This is a genomic window from Mucilaginibacter straminoryzae (genome assembly GCF_022953055.1).
Lineage (GTDB): Bacteria > Bacteroidota > Bacteroidia > Sphingobacteriales > Sphingobacteriaceae > Mucilaginibacter > Mucilaginibacter straminoryzae.
Genome location: NZ_JALJEJ010000010.1, coordinates 1 through 18,356 on the forward strand (window position 1 = coordinate 1; position 18,356 = coordinate 18,356).

The 18,356-nt window shown below is 44.1% G+C and carries 15 protein-coding genes; 8 read left to right on the forward strand and 7 right to left on the reverse strand.

The window, feature by feature from the left end:
• Window positions 1–130: 130 nt before the first annotated feature.
• Window positions 131–883 carry a YdcF family protein gene (locus MUY27_RS17170; RefSeq protein WP_245132079.1) on the reverse strand — a complete coding sequence of 251 codons (753 nt, stop codon included), beginning with the start codon at window positions 881–883 and terminating at the stop codon, window positions 131–133.
• 60 nt (window positions 884–943) lie between these two features.
• Here MUY27_RS17170 and MUY27_RS17175 point away from each other — a divergent pair, with 60 nt between their 5' ends.
• The 3 genes from MUY27_RS17175 (at window position 944) to MUY27_RS17185 (ending at window position 3,112) form a co-directional block, all read left to right on the forward strand.
• Window positions 944–1,750 (forward strand): polysaccharide deacetylase family protein, encoded by an 807-nt coding sequence (locus tag MUY27_RS17175; protein WP_245132080.1) that lies wholly within the window; start codon window positions 944–946, stop codon window positions 1,748–1,750.
• A 6-nt stretch (window positions 1,751–1,756) separates the two neighbouring features.
• A complete protein-coding gene (locus MUY27_RS17180; protein WP_245132081.1) occupies window positions 1,757–2,641 on the forward strand; it encodes a pirin family protein in 885 nt (294 codons plus the stop codon).
• An 84-nt stretch (window positions 2,642–2,725) separates the two neighbouring features.
• Window positions 2,726–3,112 carry an SPW repeat domain-containing protein gene (locus MUY27_RS17185; RefSeq protein ID WP_245132082.1) on the forward strand — a complete coding sequence of 129 codons (387 nt, stop codon included), beginning with the start codon at window positions 2,726–2,728 and terminating at the stop codon, window positions 3,110–3,112.
• A 23-nt stretch (window positions 3,113–3,135) separates the two neighbouring features.
• On the opposite strand, the gene MUY27_RS17190 is transcribed toward MUY27_RS17185, so the two are convergent.
• Together MUY27_RS17190 and MUY27_RS17195 are read right to left on the reverse strand one after the other, a co-directional pair.
• On the reverse strand, window positions 3,136–3,711 hold the full coding sequence (locus tag MUY27_RS17190; RefSeq protein WP_245132083.1) for a hypothetical protein: 576 nt from the start codon (window positions 3,709–3,711) through the stop codon (window positions 3,136–3,138).
• 26 nt (window positions 3,712–3,737) lie between these two features.
• A complete protein-coding gene (locus tag MUY27_RS17195) occupies window positions 3,738–4,052 on the reverse strand; it encodes a phosphoribosylpyrophosphate synthetase (RefSeq protein WP_245132084.1) in 315 nt (104 codons plus the stop codon).
• 431 nt (window positions 4,053–4,483) lie between these two features.
• Here MUY27_RS17195 and MUY27_RS17200 point away from each other — a divergent pair, with 431 nt between their 5' ends.
• Genes MUY27_RS17200 through MUY27_RS17210 form a run of 3 tightly spaced genes read left to right on the forward strand, consistent with a single transcriptional unit; the run spans window position 4,484 to window position 11,525 of the window.
• Complete coding sequence (locus tag MUY27_RS17200; protein WP_245132085.1) at window positions 4,484–7,150, forward strand: HAMP domain-containing protein; 2,667 nt, start codon at window positions 4,484–4,486, stop codon at window positions 7,148–7,150.
• 21 nt (window positions 7,151–7,171) lie between these two features.
• Window positions 7,172–10,219, forward strand: a complete 3,048-nt coding sequence (locus MUY27_RS17205) for a response regulator (RefSeq protein WP_245132086.1) — start codon at window positions 7,172–7,174, stop codon at window positions 10,217–10,219.
• Window positions 10,220–10,250: 31 nt separating this feature from the next.
• On the forward strand, window positions 10,251–11,525 hold the full coding sequence (locus tag MUY27_RS17210) for a hybrid sensor histidine kinase/response regulator (protein ID WP_245132089.1): 1,275 nt from the start codon (window positions 10,251–10,253) through the stop codon (window positions 11,523–11,525).
• Between the two features lie 27 nt (window positions 11,526–11,552).
• Here the strand turns inward: MUY27_RS17210 and MUY27_RS17215 are convergent, their stop codons facing one another.
• A complete protein-coding gene (locus MUY27_RS17215) occupies window positions 11,553–12,251 on the reverse strand; it encodes a Crp/Fnr family transcriptional regulator (RefSeq protein ID WP_245132090.1) in 699 nt (232 codons plus the stop codon).
• Window positions 12,252–12,529: 278 nt separating this feature from the next.
• On the reverse strand, window positions 12,530–12,997 hold the full coding sequence (locus tag MUY27_RS17220; protein WP_245132092.1) for a DUF6702 family protein: 468 nt from the start codon (window positions 12,995–12,997) through the stop codon (window positions 12,530–12,532).
• 115 nt (window positions 12,998–13,112) lie between these two features.
• Here MUY27_RS17220 and MUY27_RS17225 point away from each other — a divergent pair, with 115 nt between their 5' ends.
• Both MUY27_RS17225 and MUY27_RS17230 read left to right on the forward strand, forming a co-directional pair.
• A complete protein-coding gene (locus tag MUY27_RS17225) occupies window positions 13,113–13,697 on the forward strand; it encodes a HupE/UreJ family protein (RefSeq protein ID WP_245132094.1) in 585 nt (194 codons plus the stop codon).
• 17 nt (window positions 13,698–13,714) lie between these two features.
• On the forward strand, window positions 13,715–16,102 hold the full coding sequence (locus MUY27_RS17230) for a M1 family metallopeptidase (protein WP_245132096.1): 2,388 nt from the start codon (window positions 13,715–13,717) through the stop codon (window positions 16,100–16,102).
• Window positions 16,103–16,242: 140 nt separating this feature from the next.
• On the opposite strand, the gene MUY27_RS17235 is transcribed toward MUY27_RS17230, so the two are convergent.
• Together MUY27_RS17235 and MUY27_RS17240 are read right to left on the reverse strand one after the other, a co-directional pair.
• Window positions 16,243–16,419 carry a histone H1 gene (locus tag MUY27_RS17235; RefSeq protein ID WP_245132098.1) on the reverse strand — a complete coding sequence of 59 codons (177 nt, stop codon included), beginning with the start codon at window positions 16,417–16,419 and terminating at the stop codon, window positions 16,243–16,245.
• A 265-nt stretch (window positions 16,420–16,684) separates the two neighbouring features.
• A complete protein-coding gene (locus MUY27_RS17240) occupies window positions 16,685–18,178 on the reverse strand; it encodes a malate:quinone oxidoreductase (RefSeq protein ID WP_245132099.1) in 1,494 nt (497 codons plus the stop codon).
• Window positions 18,179–18,356 lie beyond the last annotated feature (178 nt).

Below are 18,356 nucleotides of genomic sequence, written 5' to 3' on the forward strand. Positions count from 1 at the left end.
AAAAACACCCAAACCAACAAAAAAACTTAAAGTAAGCTGACACCATACAGCTTTCCTAATAAACCCGTCAAAATCTCTTTAAATAAAAAAACCGCCTCATAATTGACTTATGAGACGGCTTCTTCTTGTTTTAGAACTTACTTATTGCTGCAACAACATATCCGACTAATTCTTTGGTATAAAGTTGCCAGGTGTACAGCGTGTAAGCAGCAGGGATAAACAGATCAAATTTATGCTTCTCTCTTCCCGCCAGATAGTTGCATGGATAAGGGATTACTTCAAGTCCTGCTTTTTTAAAAATCAGCATAGACCGCCGCATGTGAAATGCAGACGTAACCAGCAGATAGGACGGCGACAGATGTTTTTCCTGCAAAAGCTTCCTGGTGAAAAGGGCATTTTCGATGATATTCCTCGACCGGTTTTCTATCAGGACGCTGCTGTCCGGGATATTCATTGTTTTTAATTGCGTATTTACCCAATCCGCCTCTCTAAACTCGCCGGGTAAAAGGTCGCCGCTTCCGCTGCTAATTAAAATATGAGATGCTTTTTTACTTTCATACAATTGCACGCCCTGTATGTACCGGTCTGCCGAGCCGTTGAAATAGCCTTGTTCATTATTATCCGAACTGGAAAAGCCGCCCAGTACAATTGCGCAGCTGTACTTTTTACTGTTATTTAAGTGTGTTTCCGGGTAATCCCAACAATTGGCATAAATACTCAGGATCAACGGAATAGAAAAGAAACAGAACAGAATCAGCGTAGCAATCAACAATCGCTGTTTGATCTTTACATTTTTCACGAACAACGCAATGATAAACAGAACACCGATCCACGTGAGGGGAAATAAGAAAAACAACAATACTTTGGATAGGATGAACTTCATGCAAAAGCCGGAAAATTGAGCTTCGAAAATACTATATTTAATGCACCAAAACATCGCCGGATGAAGACATTCCTTAAAAAAGCAGTTCCGTTAGTTATTACTGCACTTGCCATAACCACCTGTCTGTTTGCCCAGCCAAGGGGCTTATGGAACAACAAACAGTGTGCGGTGGTGCTTACCTATGATGACGCCATTGACGTTGATCTTGATAATGTTGTCCCGGCGTTGGATTCCGTAAAACTGAAAGGAACATTTTATTTAATAGGTTCATCACCGGTAGTGAACAAGCGCATGGCTGAGTGGCGCAAAGCGGCCAAGGAAGTGCATGAGCTCGGTAATCATGCTTTGTTCCATCCGTGTGATGCTACTTTGCCCGGTCGTGATTTTGCCAAGGGCGAGCATGACTTGAGTAAATATAGCGTAGAGCGCGAGGTAAGCGAGATCCGGATGAACAATGTACTGCTAAAAGCGATTGACGGGAAAGAACAGCGTACATTTGCCTATCCATGCGGCGACCTTAAAATAGGCGACGTGTTTTTCTATGATCAGTTGAAGAACGATTTTATTGGCGCCCGCGGCGTAATGCCGGGCATGCCCAGGATAGACGAGGTGGATTTAACAAATATTAACGCTTACGCCATTAATGGGCAAGATGCAGCATATATGATTGGCTTGGTGACGAAGGCAATGGAAACACATACCTTGCTGGTATTTTTGTTCCATGGGGTAGGCGGTGGGCATAGCCTGAACGTAGACCTGAAAGCACATAGCCAATTGCTGCATTACTTAAAAGATCATCAAAAGGAAATTTGGGTAGCGCCTATGGCGGAGGTGGCTGCGTTTATTAAAACAAACAGAAAAAACTAAAGGAATATGTCTAACATCGACCTGATTATTGAAGAACGTCCGCGCGATATCGGTAATTTTATGGTTGGCCGGCTATTGCCGTTTCACAGCAAACGGATGGTCGGGCCTTTCATTTTCATAGATCATATGGGGCCGGCAAAAATGAGCCCGGGGGAAAATATTGATATCGCACCACACCCGCACATCGGGTTGTCTACCTTAACCTACCTGTTCGAGGGCAGCATGATGCACCGCGATGGATTGGGTACGGCTATAGAGATAACGCCGGGCCAGGTGAACTGGATGACGGCAGGGAAGGGGCTCGCACATTCTGAACGTACCCCTGAACGTTTCCGCGAAACAGATAAAACCATGCATGGGCTGCAGATCTGGGTGGCATTGCCTAAAGAGCTGGAGCAAATGGACCCTACCTTTTACCATGCGGACGCGGCAGATCTGCCACAGTGGACTGAGGAGCGAATTTCTTATACCCTTGTGGCTGGTACGGCGATGGGCAAAACCTCTCCCGTGCCCGTGTATAGTCCACTATATTTTTTGCAAGTTAAGAATACTGCACGGCAGAAATTGAAAATAGCCGACAAGCTATATGGCGAATGCGGGATCTATATTTTGGACGGTGCTATAGAAGCAGAAGGAGAAACATTCGGCCCAAAAGAGCTGCTGGTGATAAAGAATAACAAGTTGTGCGAAATCACTTTAACAGAAAACTCTGCCATCTACTTTTTTGGCGGTGAGCCGTTCCCGGAAGAGCGCTTCATTTACTGGAACTTCGTAGCGACTGATCAGGCGCTGATCGATGCCGCAAAAGAACGCTGGCGTAACCAACAGTTCTCACCGGTGCCTGGTGAAACAGATTTCATACCGCTTCCACCGGAAAGAATAAAAAATTAATCTTATAGAAATTTATTTATCTTTTTATTAATTTGGCATGTGCTTTGGTAACGCTAAGCACTAATCAAATTAGAATCTGAAGGGATGAGGATGATCAGCAGGAGATTGCATGTCATTCTGGACTATGCTATGGGTGTGCTATTATTCTCGTCACCCTGGCTGTTCGGTTTTGAGCATGCGAAAGCGGCCAGATGGTGTGTGGTTACGGTCGGGTTTTTATTACTGGTAATATCTTTTTTTACCGATTATGAAGACAGGGCAAAACGCGCAATACCCATGTCTGCTCATTTGATGATAGACGGGCTGATCGGCGTTTTACTTGCGGCTTCTCCCTGGTTGTTTCATTTTAATGATAATGTTTATCTGCCGCACATGGTATTAGGTATAACAGAAGTGGGTTTAGCCCTTTTTACCCAAAGAAAACCAGAACCGATCAGAAATTTTGATACAAAAATTCATAGTTTACCTTAAAAGCGGTACATAAAGAACTATGGCTAATGATAACAAGAACGATTTAGTTTGAAATACAGGCCATTGATGTTTTTAAACGCTATTATACGATTTTTAAGAAGATGAAAATTGATGGGTTCAGTTTGTTCTTTTAAATAGATTCTTTCTAGTTTGTATAGCTTGTTAGAACGGAACTGCCAGATCTCGATAAAGTATTTTTTATCTGTAGTCTGTCCATCATTGGCACAAATAATAAAGGAATCAAATAAGAAAGGTTTACCAGGAATTGTACTAACCGAACAAGTTTTTTTATTTACTATAAGATACTCTTCGTCGTTATAATAGACCTTCTTTATAACAGATAGACCGACAGTTAAAAATTCCCCTTGATATTCATATTCAAAAAAATCATCAGGATTAGCGTTATCTTTAAATGGTTTACAAAACTTACAGTATTTTAAAATGATTCCTTTTTTAACAATGTGTTTGTTATAAATTATTTTTTGGGGCTTTATTCCTTTTTCATAATCCGTTTTTGTTATCGGTAGAATTTGCTCTTCCTTCAACAGATAAAAAGATAGCATCAAAATTTTAATTGATAACATCAAAATCTTACTCACTTCTTTAAAAGATTAAGTGGTACACCTCAATACGTGTCTTTTCGTTCCTTCAACTTCTTTACTAATTCGTCGGTGGTATCATCGCTGTAAACGCCATAGCTGTTTACCAAAACGCCTTTTACTTTTCCGTCTGTAGAAGATATGGCATAAACAACAGCCTCTTCATCAGGGTCAGAGGGGCCTTCAAATCTGTAATGGCGGTCAATAACAAAATCTTCCGGATGTAAAACGATATCGGTTGCCGCTGAATGCAGCGCATTTGGTTGCAGATTAAAATCTTCGGTGTAGCCTTGTTCCCGTAAGTTGTTGATCACTTCTGCAAGGGTTGTCATTTGTTCCATAGGTGTAAAATTTTGATGAAGATAGCTAAAATGGGTTTAAGTTATACGCATTAATGTTGCTTAAAATGACGGAGTCGCGGACGGTGTTTTTTCAGCTGCAAAATTTTTAAAATAATTTAACTTCTTAAGCAAACAAATCAAAAGCAGGATAGTATTACATATTATTTTATAACGGCTTTTCTTCACAAATACTATTGCGTTTGCTATGAGGGTAAAACTTGTTGAGCATTTGTTTATACATCAATATCCGGCATGTTTTAACTACTGTTTTTTCCGATCCACGATAAAAGCCTCACCACTACATCCGTAGATGTCTGATTGAATTAATTGATAAAATTTAACCAGAAAAATTAAGTAGTAACTATAAATTTAATTTGATAAATAATTATTGAAATAATTTTACATTTAGCCCCTCTACTCAAAGCATTCCTATGAATAACGAACTGATCAGCATTCCTGTAAAGGAAAAGCCTGCAAAGGCTATTCCTATGGGCGATGATGCCCTTGATCTCAAAGAACTTCTGAAGGTATTATCACAGGTAAAAAACGGCAGACTAAACGTACGTATGACGGTGCAGCAAGCCGGCATTGCCGGAAGAATATGCGAGCTTGTGAATGATATCATTGACATGAATGAGCGTATCGTGACCGAAATATGTACGGCTGAAAAAATAATAGGTAAACGCGGTAACCTTTCAAAGCGTGTTTCTATCCCCGATGCTAAAGGCGAATGGGAGGTTGGGGTGAATGCATTGAATAACCTGATTACAGACTTAACCTATCCAACTACTGAAATTGCCGGCATGATCACCTCTATTGCCAAAGGTGACCTTTCTAAACAGGTGCCGCTTGAAATTAATGGCCAGCCTTTGAAAGGGGAGTTCCTAACAATTGCAAAAGAAGCTAACCAAATGGTGTCGCAGTTGCGGTTATTCTCATCCGAAGTAACGCGTGTGGCAACCCAGGTAGGTTCTGAAGGGAAATTGGGTGAACAGGCCAAGGTAAAGGGTGTAGCGGGTGTGTGGGAAGCACTTACCGATTCGGTAAACCAGATGGCGGGTAACTTAACTACCCAAATGCGTAACATCGCCGAGGTGACAACAGCCGTAGCAAAAGGCGACTTATCGCGTAAGATTACAGTAGAAGCCAAAGGTGAAATTTTGGAGCTGAAGAACACGATCAATACCATGGTGGATCAGCTGAACTCTTTCTCATCAGAAGTAACGCGCGTGGCGCTCGAAGTAGGTACAGAAGGTAAATTAGGCGGACAGGCTAAAGTGCCGGGCATTGCCGGTACCTGGAAGGATTTAACGGACTCCGTGAACCAGATGGCGGGTAACCTGACGGCCCAGGTACGTAACATTGCCGAGGTTACCACCGCGGTAGCAAAGGGCGACTTATCACGCCACATTACTGTAGACGTAAAAGGCGAGATCCTGGAGCTGAAAAATACCATCAATACGATGGTGGATCAGCTAAATGGTTTCGCATCAGAAGTAACGCGCGTGGCGCTCGAAGTAGGTACCGAAGGTAAGCTGGGTGGACAGGCGAAGGTGCCGGGCGTTGCAGGAACCTGGAAAGAGCTGACCGACTCCGTGAACCAGATGGCAGGTAACCTTACTTCGCAAGTACGTAACATTGCCGACGTAACCACAGCGGTAGCAAATGGTGACTTGTCGCGGAAGATTACTGTAGACGTGCAGGGCGAGATCCTCGAGCTGAAAAATACCATTAATACGATGGTGGAGCAGCTGAACTCGTTCGCATCCGAAGTAACGCGTGTGGCGCTCGAAGTAGGTACGGAGGGTAAGCTGGGTGGCCAGGCTAAAGTAAAGGGCGTCGGCGGCGTTTGGAAAGACTTAACCGACTCCGTAAATAAAATGGGTAGTAACCTGACCTTACAGGTACGGAATATAGCCGACGTAACCACAGCGGTAGCAAAGGGTGACCTTTCCCGTAAGATCACGGTTGCGGCCAACGGCGAGATCCTGGAGCTGAAGAACACCATTAATACCATGGTGGATCAGCTGAACTCGTTCGGTAATGAGGTAACCAGACTGGCGCGTGAGGTGGGTACAGAAGGGCGGCTGGGCGGCCAGGCATTCGTGCCGGGCGTAGCAGGAACCTGGAAGGACTTAACCGACTCCGTAAACCAGATGGCGGGTAACCTTACTGCCCAGGTACGTAACATTGCGGCGGTGACTACGGCTGTAGCAAATGGCGACTTGTCTAAAAAGATTACCGTACAGGTTGAAGGCGAGATTTTGGAGCTAAAAGAAACCATCAATACGATGGTGGAACAGTTGAACGCATTCGCATCCGAAGTAACGCGTGTGGCGCTCGAAGTAGGTACCGAAGGTAAACTCGGCGGCCAGGCGAAAGTAAAAGGTGTCGGTGGGGTTTGGAAAGACCTGACAGACTCCGTAAATAAAATGGGTAGTAACCTTACCCTGCAGGTGCGTAACATTGCCGACGTAACTACGGCGGTGGCAACGGGCGACTTGTCTCGTAAGATTACTATCGAAGCCCGCGGCGAGATTTTGGAGCTGAAGAATACCATTAACACGATGGTGGATCAGCTGAATGGTTTTGCATCCGAAGTAACGCGTGTGGCGCTCGAAGTAGGTACTGAAGGTAAGCTCGGCGGCCAGGCGAAGGTGCCTGGAGTTGCAGGTACCTGGAAAGAGCTGACCGACTCCGTAAACCAGATGGCGGGTAACCTTACCGGCCAGGTGCGTAACATAGCCGACGTAACCACAGCGGTAGCAAACGGCGACTTGTCGCGGAAGATCACCGTAGACGTGCGGGGCGAGATTCTTGAGTTGAAGAATACCATTAATACGATGGTGGATCAGCTGAACGCATTTGCATCCGAAGTAACACGCGTGGCACGTGAGGTAGGTATCGAAGGCCGTTTAGGCGGCCAGGCTTTCGTACCGGGTGTTGCGGGTACCTGGAAAGATTTAACGGATTCCGTAAACAACATGGCATCTAACCTTACCTCGCAAGTGCGTGGTATTGCCAAGGTAGTAACTTCGGTAGCGAATGGTAACCTTAAACAAACACTGTCTATCAGTGCGCAGGGTGAGGTTTACTAGTTAACGGAAACTATCAATAACATGATTGACACCCTGGCGGTATTTGCGGACCAGGTAACTACTGTAGCCCGTGAGGTGGGTGTGGAAGGTAAACTGGGTGGACAGGCGAACGTGCCGGGTGCATCTGGTACCTGGCTGGATTTGACCAAGAACGTAAACCAGCTGGCGGAGAACTTAACCACACAGGTACGTGCCATTGCCGAGGTAGCATCTGCGGTAACAAAAGGCGACTTAACCCGGACCATCCGTGTAGATGCGCGGGGTGAGGTGGAAGCACTGAAGGATACCATCAACCAGATGATTGCCAACCTGAAGGATACCACTACAGAGAACCGCGAGCAGGACTGGCTGAAATCCAATTTGGCTAAGTTCGCGCAGATGCTTCAAGGCCAGCGCGATAGAAATGCGGTAGCAAATAAGATCCTTTCCGAGTTGGCGCAATTAGTAAATGCCCCTTACGGCGCGTTCTACATTTTAGAGCAGCCCGATGAAGGCAACGACGAGCCAACATTAAAGCTGTTTGCAGGTTATGCACCACGCAGCCGCAGAACAATAAATAAAGAATTCTCGCTTAACGAGGGTTTGGTAGGGCAGTGTGCCACCGACAAGGAGCGCATTTTGCTTAAAAACATTCCCGGCGAATATTTACGTATCAGTTCCGGTATCGGCGATGCGCCACCGCTGGATTTGGTTATCCTGCCGGTATTGTTTGAGAATAACGTAAAGGCGGTGATCGAGCTGGGTTCTTTTGAACACTTTAGCCGTACCCACTTAGACTTCCTCGATCAATTGACGGAATCTATCGGTATCGTACTAAACAACATCGAAACCAATACCCGTACAGAAGAGCTGCTGAAACAGTCACAATCACTATCCGGCGATTTACGTGCACAACAGGAGGAGCTTCGCCGTGCGAATGAGGAATTGCATGATAAAGCTCAACTGCTGGAGAAACAGAAGGAAGAGGTAGAGCAGATTAACAAAGAGGTGGAAGAGGCCCGTCGTTCCCTGGAAGAAAAAGCAGAGCAGTTAACGCTAACTTCGAAGTATAAATCGGAGTTCTTGGCCAACATGTCGCACGAGTTGCGTACGCCCCTGAATTCGCTGTTGATCCTGGCGCAACAACTGTTCGAAAACCACGAAGGTAACCTTACCGAGAAACAGATCAGGTATGCAAGAACGATCCACTCCTGCGGTGATGACCTGATCCAACTGATCAATGATATTCTCGATCTGTCTAAGATAGAATCAGGGGTGATTTTCGCCGACATTATGCCTGTGAGCTTCCGCGAGATAGCTTCTTTTGTGGAAACAACGTTCAAGCCAATTTCAGAAACAAAGAACCTGAACTTCGAGATAGAGATAGACGAAGAATTGCCGGAAATGATGGAAACCGACATTCAGCGTTTGAACCAGATATTGAAGAACTTGCTTTCCAATGCCTTTAAGTTCACCGAGAAAGGTGAAGTGAAATTGAAAATCCAACGTGCTAATAATCAACCCGAAAATCCGATCAAGGATGTGGATAGTGTGATTGCGTTTTCAATTGAAGATACAGGTATCGGTATTCCAAAAAACACACAAAGCCTCATTTTTGAAGCTTTCCAACAGGCGGAAGGTTCTACCAGCCGTAAATACGGCGGTACAGGTCTCGGTCTGTCAATTAGCAAAGGTTTTGCGGAGCTACTCGGCGGTACCATTACCGTTGAAAGTGAATTGGGTAAGGGTAGCGTGTTCACACTATTCCTGCCGTTCAAATACAAAGATTCAAGCAAAACAGCAGATGGCAACGTCACCGTAGTAGCAACCAATGCCGCTTATGCCGCACAGGCAAATAAGGCAATGCTAAGTACAGATGCAGAAGAAAAGGTGATCGATGATGACCGCCACAACATCCAACAGCATGATAAAGTGATCCTGGTAATTGAGGATGATCTTCGTTTTACCAAGATTATGATCGATAAGGTGCACGATTTCGGCTTAAAAGCTGTTGTTGCTTCAACGTATGTAGATATTTTTGAAGCGATCCAGACCTATCATCCCGTTGCAATTACATTAGACGTTAACCTGCCTGAGTCGAACGGTTGGAAGGTTCTGAAAATGTTGAAGCGCGATCTGAACTTGCGTCATATACCGGTACATCTGATTTCGGGAGAGGACAACAAGGCGCTGGCATTTAAACGGGGAGCAAAGAGTTTTCACCTGAAGCCGCTGTCGAACAAATCGCTGGATGAATTGATATCGGGTATCATCAGCTTTAATGAAAGAGCCACTAAAAACCTGTTGATTGTAGAGGGGGACGAACAGGAACGAACCGCTTTGGCTGAGCTGCTTTCTGCAGAAGAAGTGAACGCCGTAACTGCTGATACAGGTAAGAGTGCTATCGCGCTATTAAAAGAGTCTGTCTATGAGTGTATCGTTTTAGATTACAATATCAGCGATGCCAAGCCGCTGCTTAACTTCCTGAACCAACAGAAAAACCTGGATATCCCGGTGATATTATATGCTGATAGCGAAATTTCTGAGCATGAACTGTTGCAATTGAAGCGGCTTAACCACAAAGTAGTGTCGAGAACTGCCGAATCGCGAGGGTTGTTGTTGGAAGAAGTGTCCAAGCTGTTGCACGTGAATATCAGTACACTTAGTAATGATAAAGCGCAGCTGTTGGAGAAAGCACATGGCGCGGACGATATCCTGGATAACAAAAAAGTGCTGATCGTGGATGACGACGTTCGTAACCTTTTTGCACTAACTGCGGCGTTCGAGCGTTCTAAACTAAATTGTATTACCGCAGAAAGCGGCCGCGAAGCGCTGGAAATACTCAATAACGATAAGGATATCGATATTGTATTAATGGACATCATGATGCCGGAAATGGACGGCTATGAGACCATACAGTGGATCCGGAAAGAAAATAAGAACAAAAATCTACCAATTATAGCGGTAACCGCAAAAGCAATGATTGGCGACAGGCAAAAATGTATCGCTTCCGGGGCTTCTGATTATATCACCAAGCCCGTGAAGACAGATCAACTACTTTCGCTGATGCGGGTTTGGTTGCAACAATAGTAATGGCATCTACATACCTAATATTTGAAGAATGGATTTAAATTCTGCTGTTAAAATCCTTTTGGTTGATGACAGTGAGGATAACTTAATGTCAATGGAGATCGTCCTCGAAAAGAGCGGATATACTTTCTTTAAGGCAAGATCTGGCAAGGAAGCGCTGAAGATATTGTTAAAAGAGGACGATTTCACATTGATATTGCTGGATGTAAAGATGCCGATCATGGACGGTTATGAAACCGCCGAACTGATCTATCAGCGTGATAAGCTAAAACATATCCCCATCATCTTCATTACCGGGAAGGATTACGAGGAGGATGCCGTTTTTAAAGGATATCAAACCGGCGCGGTAGATTATATCCGTAAGCCGGTCAACCCCGAGGTGCTTCGCTCCAAGGTTGCGGTATTTGCTGAATTGTATAAGAAAAACCTGCTGCTTCAAAAGCAAGAAGAAGAGCTGCGTGTGATTAACCACGACCTGATGAAGTTGAATCAGGAGTTGGAAAACCGGGTAAGGGAGCGTACGCTGGAACTGGAAAAGCTGAACGAGGAATTGAAAAGTCTGAACCTTTCAAAGGATAAGTTCTTGTCCGTCATTTCTCACGATTTACGTAACCCGCTTACCGCTTTACTCACCTCTTCTGCTAAGCTGAATGATGATCCGGAGCACCTGAGCAATAAACAGCTCAAGCAGCTATCGGGTATCATCTTAAGAACATCAAAACGCATTTTGACGCAGTTGAACGAAGTGGTAGAATGGGCCAAGGAGCAGCACGAAAAAACCAATTTCAATCCGCAGCGGATCCGGCTAAGCAAAGGTATAGATGATTCGCTTGAACTGGTAAAACCTAATGCCCTCCAAAAAAACATAAGGATAGAGAACAAGGTGGCGACGGATATTTTCCTCCGCGCAGACACCTTCATGCTAAGGTCTATTATACAAAACCTGGTTACCAATGCCATTAAATTCACGCCAAACGGAGGTAGTGTAAAGCTAACTGCGCAGGCAGGCAGGGACTTTGTTGAGATTCATGTGCAGGACACCGGTATTGGGATGTCGCCAGAATTGCAGGAGGGGTTGTTCAGCCGTACAGCAGCAGTTAATAATGGTACCAATAATGAATTAGGTACCGGTTTGGGTTTAATACTGGTTCGGGATTTTGTAGCACAGCATTCGGGTAGTATAGTGGTGGAAAGCGTGCTTGGAAAAGGTACACGCTTTACCGTAACCATTCCTTACCTGGAGGAAACTCTTTTAGCCAGCGATGCAGTTGATCTGATAGCAGGATTGCCCGGCGATGAGATATAAAGCCTTATCGCCTAATTACTTTACCCGTTAGGCTGGTGATTCTTCGCTGGTTAATTGTTGCAGCCCTTCTTTACTGGTAATAGAGATGCTTTTTCCGGCTACGCTGATGAGGTTGCTCTGGATCAGCTCGTTCATCATCCTGAATACGGTTTCGTAGGTGGCGCCTGCATAAGAGGCAAGGTCCTGTCTGCTTAAGTCTACGTTGATGAAACCTTCGGCAGTTCTTCCAAACTGATTTTCCAGCGCAAGTAAAGCCCCGGCAACGCGTCCTTTTACAGACATATGAGCCAGGTTTCTCATTTTACGTTCCGATTCTTTTAGTTCATCGGCAAAGAACATCAGCAGTTGATAAGTGAAAGCGCTGTTTACTTTTAGTGTAGCATCAAAAAAGGGCATATCAATAAAACAAACAATGCTGTCTTCCAATGCAGAGGCCGATACCGGGTAGTGCGCGTCTTTTCCCATACCGCGGTGTCCGAAAATGGCGCCTTTATTAGCAAAACGGATGATGAGCTCTTTTTCTGCACCCCAACGTTTAAAAACCTTTACATTTCCCTGGTAAACAAAATATAAGCCTGTTACCGGATCGCCCTCCCGAAAGATCACCTCACCCTTTTTTACTTTAAAGTTTTTTTTGTTGGCTGCAATTGCAGGATGCCATTCGGGTAAACAATTCTGGCAAAGAAAACAGGAGTTCAGATCACACGGTAGGGATGATTTCTTCATAGGGGTGTATTTCTACTGCAATTTTTATTTTACTGGCTCAAAATTCAGTAAAAAAATACCAATAATTACAAAAAATTAAATTTTAATGCAATTTTATGGCGTTTTTGGTGGTCAATTGCCTTTTTATGATTGTTTTTTGTAGTAATTAAGTTGGAAATTGGAATTTTTGTTAAATAAGTTGAATAATAATCGAAAATCTGAATGAATTTGATTGTATTTTAATAAAGTAGCTACAACTTAATTTAAATTCGACGCTTTCCTCTTTATCAAGTGATCGCTCAGAAGCTTTGTTTGATAATTCTGTCCGGATAATTTACCCTCGAACTTTTTCTTACACCTTTAGCTGTTATGTGCACAATCACCATCTGATCGTCGTAAAGGTTATAGAGTAGTGAGGTATTACTTTCAATAACTGAGGGCATGGGTAACTTGTCAGACTCCAGGTAAACGTTGATCGCTTCCCGTTCGTTTTCAAACCCAAGGTAATGGAGTATTACTTTTTTATTATTCAGGTTTACGTTAAGGTTGCTTTGGATGTAAGCGCTTACCATTTCGTCCATTTGCTGATGTAACTCTTTTTTATTCAGGTCTGCCTTGCGGTGAAACTGCTTTTCCAGCGCCTGTTCAAAATCGTCTGCGAACAGCGTGCAGGTAGCCTCTAGTTTTTGGTCTGTGTTATTATAATTCAGTTCTACCGTAGCCACGTGAAGAGGGTGTCGCCGTGAAACAATACTTATGCCGGGCATTGTCCAGGAACTGGAAATTGTAACAATTGCGATTAACAGCAACAAAAAATAACATCTCTTCATATCCAATCCTGATTTTTTGCCTAAATTACCTTTTTTTGATGCTTAACGCTAAATGCAGGATTTTCTTTTTTATTTTTCTTTAGGCTGGAAACACATCATCAGCGCGGATGCATTAGATCATCAGCTTTTTATCCTGGCGTTAACCGCTGTTTTTGTGTGGACGGATATCAAACGTGTTTTAATACTGGTTACTGCATTTACCATAGGCCATTCGCTCACTTTGGCACTGAGTGTATTGGATGTGATCAGGTTTTCGAGTAAATGGGTGGAATTTTTAATTCCTTGTACTATTTTTATTACCGCTATCAGTAATCTCGGGCAAATCAACGGCAGGCGCATCAAGGTAAACCTGAACTACTACTACGCGCTTGGCTTTGGGCTGATACACGGCATGGGGTTCGCCAATGCGATACGTATCATGCTGGCGAAAGATCAAAGCATTGGATGGGGCTTATTTGGTTTTAATTGCGGGCTGGAAGCGGGGCAGATTTTTGTGGTGATCATTATCCTAACCGTCGCAGCTGCGGTTTTGCAGTTTATACGCGTAAACCGACGCGATTGGGTTTTCTTTATTTCGGCCGGTATATTTGCACTTGCGCTAAAAATGGCACTGGAAAGATTGCCGATAACTAACTGAACGAACTAATAATAACGATGATAAAAAAACTACTTTCTGTAACAGGCTTTAGTTGCCTTATTCTTTTCAGCGCCAGGGCCCAGGACATCCAGAATAACCCGGGGAGTAACCACGGGAATAAGTTCGAGCAACTGGGAACCATTCTTAGTACACCTAACGAACAGCGTACGGCAAGCGGTGCGCCGGGAGTAAAATACTGGCAACAACGGGCGGATTACAACATTAAATGTAGCCTGAACGAGAAGACGCAGACGCTTATCGGCAGTGAAACCATCACTTATTTTAATAATTCGCCGGACCCGCTTACTTACCTTTGGATTCAGCTGGACGAAAACCAGCATAGCTCGGTTAATAACGCTAATTATCAAAGCAGCTCAAATATGGGACCGGGAATGTCTGTTCAAAACCTGGACCGTACAGAGGCACGCAATAACAGCGAGGTAGATAACGGCTATGGTGATGTAATTACCAAACTGACCGATGCTACAGGCAAGAAACTGCACTATGTGATCAATAAAACCATGATGCGTATCGATCTGCCTGCACCTTTGAAAAGTGGCCAGCAGTTCGTCTTTAATGTAGATTGGCATTATAAAATTTCCGATCGTATGGTATTTGGTGGTCGTGGCGGTTACGAGTACTTTCCAGAGGACGGTAACTATGTATTCACTATGGCGCAATGGTACCCGCGCATGTGTGTGTACAGTGATTTCCAGGGATGGCAGAACCACCAGTTCGCCGGTCGCGGAGAGTTTGCTTTAACCTTCGGTAATTTTAAGGTTCAGATCACTGTTCCTTCAGATCACGTGGTAGGCGGTACCGGCGAGTGTATCAACTACGCGGCAGTACTTTCACCAGAACGCCTGGCCAGATTCAATAAAGCTAGAACATCAGCAGTGCCTGTAGAGGTGGTTAATCTTGCCGAGGCAAAAGCGGCGGAGAAGACGCCTGCTACTGCTACTAAGACCTGGGTGTTTGCTGCGCAAAACGTAAGGGATTTCGCCTGGACATCGTCACGTAAATTTGTTTGGGATGCCATGGGTGCCAAGTTGGGTTCAAAGACCGTGATGTGTATGTCTTTCTACGGCAAAGAAGCCTATAACTTATGGAGCCGCTATTCTACCAGGGTAGTAGCACACACCGTAAAAAGCTACTCGCATTTTACATTTGATTATCCGTACCCGGTTGCGCAAAGTGTGGAAGCTTCAAATGGTATGGAATACCCGATGATCTGCTTTAACAACGGCCGTACTGAAAAGGATGGTACCTACAGCGAAACCACTAAGAACGGCATGATCGGCGTGATTATCCACGAGGTAGGACACAATTTCTTCCCGATGATCGTTAACAGCGACGAGCGCCAGTGGACCTGGATGGATGAAGGCTTGAATACCTTTGTACAATATTTAACCGAAAGCTTATGGGATAACAAGTTCCCGAGCAAACGCGGACCTGCTTACGCCATTGTTGACTACATGAAGCTGCCTAAAGATCAGCTGGAGCCGATCATGACCAACTCTGAAAACATCGTTCAGTTTGGTCCGAATGCCTACTCAAAACCGGCGACAGGTTTGAATATTTTACGTGAGACGATTATGGGCCGCGAATTGTTCGATTACGCATTTAAAGAATATGCACGCCGTTGGGCTTTCAAGCATCCTACTCCTGCAGATTTCTTCCGTACCATGGAAGATGCCAGCGGAGAGGATCTGGATTGGTTCTGGCGCGGATGGTTCTACAGCACTAATCCTTGTGATATTTCGCTTGATTCTGTAAAAGTTGCTGTTCCTAATTTTTCTGATAAGCAATCGAGAACAAGTACTTCATCCGCTAATGACAAAGTACCTGCACCTATAGTGGTTGCGGATGATATTTCAAAAGCAAGAAACAGAGCAGAAAATATTAAGTTCTATACAGACCAGGACCCTGAAACGCAAGATTTCTACTGGAAATATGACCGTGGTTTGGTTAAAGTGAACGAAGGAAAATACGCGGAACTGATGAAGGGCCGTCAGGCAGGTGAGTCTGTTGAGCCAATGACCGAGGCTGAGAAGGCTAAGTATGCCAATAAATTCTTCTATGAACTGGCTTTCTCTAATAAAGGCGGGCTGGTAATGCCAATTATCGTAGAGTTTACGTTTAAGGATGGGTCTAAAAAAACGGATCGTATCCCTGCGCAAATCTGGCGGTTGAATGAAAAGCGGGTAACTAAGTTTTACAGCCTGGACAAAGAGGTTGCTTCAATTAAGTTAGACCCGATGAGGGAAACTTCGGACATCGACGAAACCAACAACTATTGGGGGCAATTGCCTGAACCGTCAAAATTCCAGTTATTTAAGCAACGTACGGGCGGTGCTGCACGCGGCCAGTCTACCGGTGTAAATCCAATGCAGGTTGCACAATAAAAACAAAAACAGTAAAATCAGATCTAAAGAAGGGTGTTTGCGAATGCAGGCACCCTTTTTCTTTTGCCTTAATCATGCGAGGCTTTAAAACTAAAAACCCCGCCTTACGGGCAGGGTTTTTATAGTGAAAAAACACAAACTTATTTTGCGTTTTTCTTTTCTGTAACTTCTTTACGGATGTCGCTTGCCAGAACTTTAGCTTTTTGGAAAGCATTTCTTACGCGGGTACCGGCAGCTTTATTTCCTTTTTCGTAAAATGCTGCTACATCTTTCTCAGTCTCACTGATCAGTTGTTTTAACTCTTCGAATTTTTGCATGTGTTTATAATTTTTAAATTGAACGGCGTAAATTAATGTTTTTATTGTTATTACAATTAAAAAGCGCTTATCACCTCCGTTGGTCGGCAATATAGGCCTTTATTAATCAGGTTTACATGAAAATTTTCCACAAAAACACCTCTTATACGTATCTTATTTTAAAAAGATACATTTTAAAAAAGGTAAATCAGGGGTAATAGGGTGGTTATTATAAAATGATATTCAGCCTGCGTTTATACAAACCAGACTGAATATCAAGAGCTGATTAGGCCAGTTCGAGAACCTTAGTTGTTCTTTCGCGTGTAGCGTTGGCTAAGGCGGCGTCTTTAGCTAAAGATTGCCCGTAAGAAGGGATCATCTCTTTAAGCTTCGCTTGCCAATCGTCGGTCTTCATTTTTGCCTTAAAGCAACGCTCAATCAGGTGTACCATAATAGACACCGATGTAGATGCACCCGGCGATGCACCAAGTAAGGCAGCAATGCTTCCATCGGCAGCGGTAACCACTTCGGTACCAAATTCCAGCACACCACCACGTTTAGGATCAGCTTTGATCACCTGCACACGCTGACCGGCTATTTCCAGCTTCCAGTCTTCGGCTTTTGCGTTAGGATAATAATCGCGCAAAGCTTTCAAGCGATCCTCGGGCGATTGCATAACCTGCCCGATGAGGTACCTGGTCAATGGAATATTATCTTTTCCGGCAGAAAGCAGGGGAATGATATTGTTTAATTTTATAGAGGTGAACAGATCCAGCAGTGATCCTTTCTTCAGAAAACGTGTCGAAAAACCGGCATACGGTCCGAACAGCAAAGCACGCTTGCCATTGATCATACGGGTATCCAGGTGAGGTACAGACATTGGTGGAGAACCTACCGAGGCTTTACCATAAACTTTAGCATCATGTTTCTTAATCACTTCCGGATCATGGCATACCAACCATTGCCCGCTAACGGGGAACCCGCCGAAGCCTTTACTTTCAGGTATCCCGGATTGTTGCAGCAGGTGCAATGCACCACCTCCGGCCCCGATAAATACAAATTTTGCTTTAACACGTGTACGTTCGCGGGTTTTTAAGCTTTTTACGCTAACAGCCCACTCGTCGCCACGGCGTTTAATATCAATCACATCATGGGCCATGTGCATATTTACGCCCGGCTGCTTTTTCAGGTAATCAAAAAGGTGATTACTCAACGCGCCGAAGTTAACATCTGTACCCAGATCCATTTTAGTGGCAGATACCTTTTCGCCTGCATCGCGACCTTCCATCACCAGCGGAATCCACTGCTGCAGAACGGTCTTATCTTCGCTGTACAGCATCTCTTTAAACATATGGTGCTTGCTTAAAGCCTCATAGCGTTTTTTCAGATAGCTTACATTTTCATCGCCCCAAACAAAACTCATGTGTGGCACACTATTGATAAAATCTTTAGGAGATTGTACAAATCCTTTTTCAACTAAAAACGACCAGAATTCTTTCGAAACCTCAAATTGTTCTGCGATTTTTACCGCCTTTGAGATATCAACCGTTCCGTCATTTAACTGGGGGGTATAGTTCAGTTCGCAAAATGCAGAGTGCCCTGTACCTGCGTTATTCATGGCGTCAGAACTTTCTGCTGCAATTTCATCAAGCCTTTCAAAAATTTCGATCGTAAGATCTGGCTGTAATGCTTTTAACATCACACCAAGTGTAGCGCTCATGATCCCTGCACCGATTAATACTACGTCTGCTTTTTGATTTAAAGTTGTTGATGTACCCATTATTTCTAAAGAATGTAGACCATTCAATTCTTTTGCATATTTACCAAAATAATTGAATAGCTTGAATATGTAAACCGTAATTTTTACAATTCAATTGTGTTTAAAACGCATATTTGGGGTTTTAATACCCAAAACCATTTTTATTATTTCGTATTGTCGCTATTCACGATAAAAACAA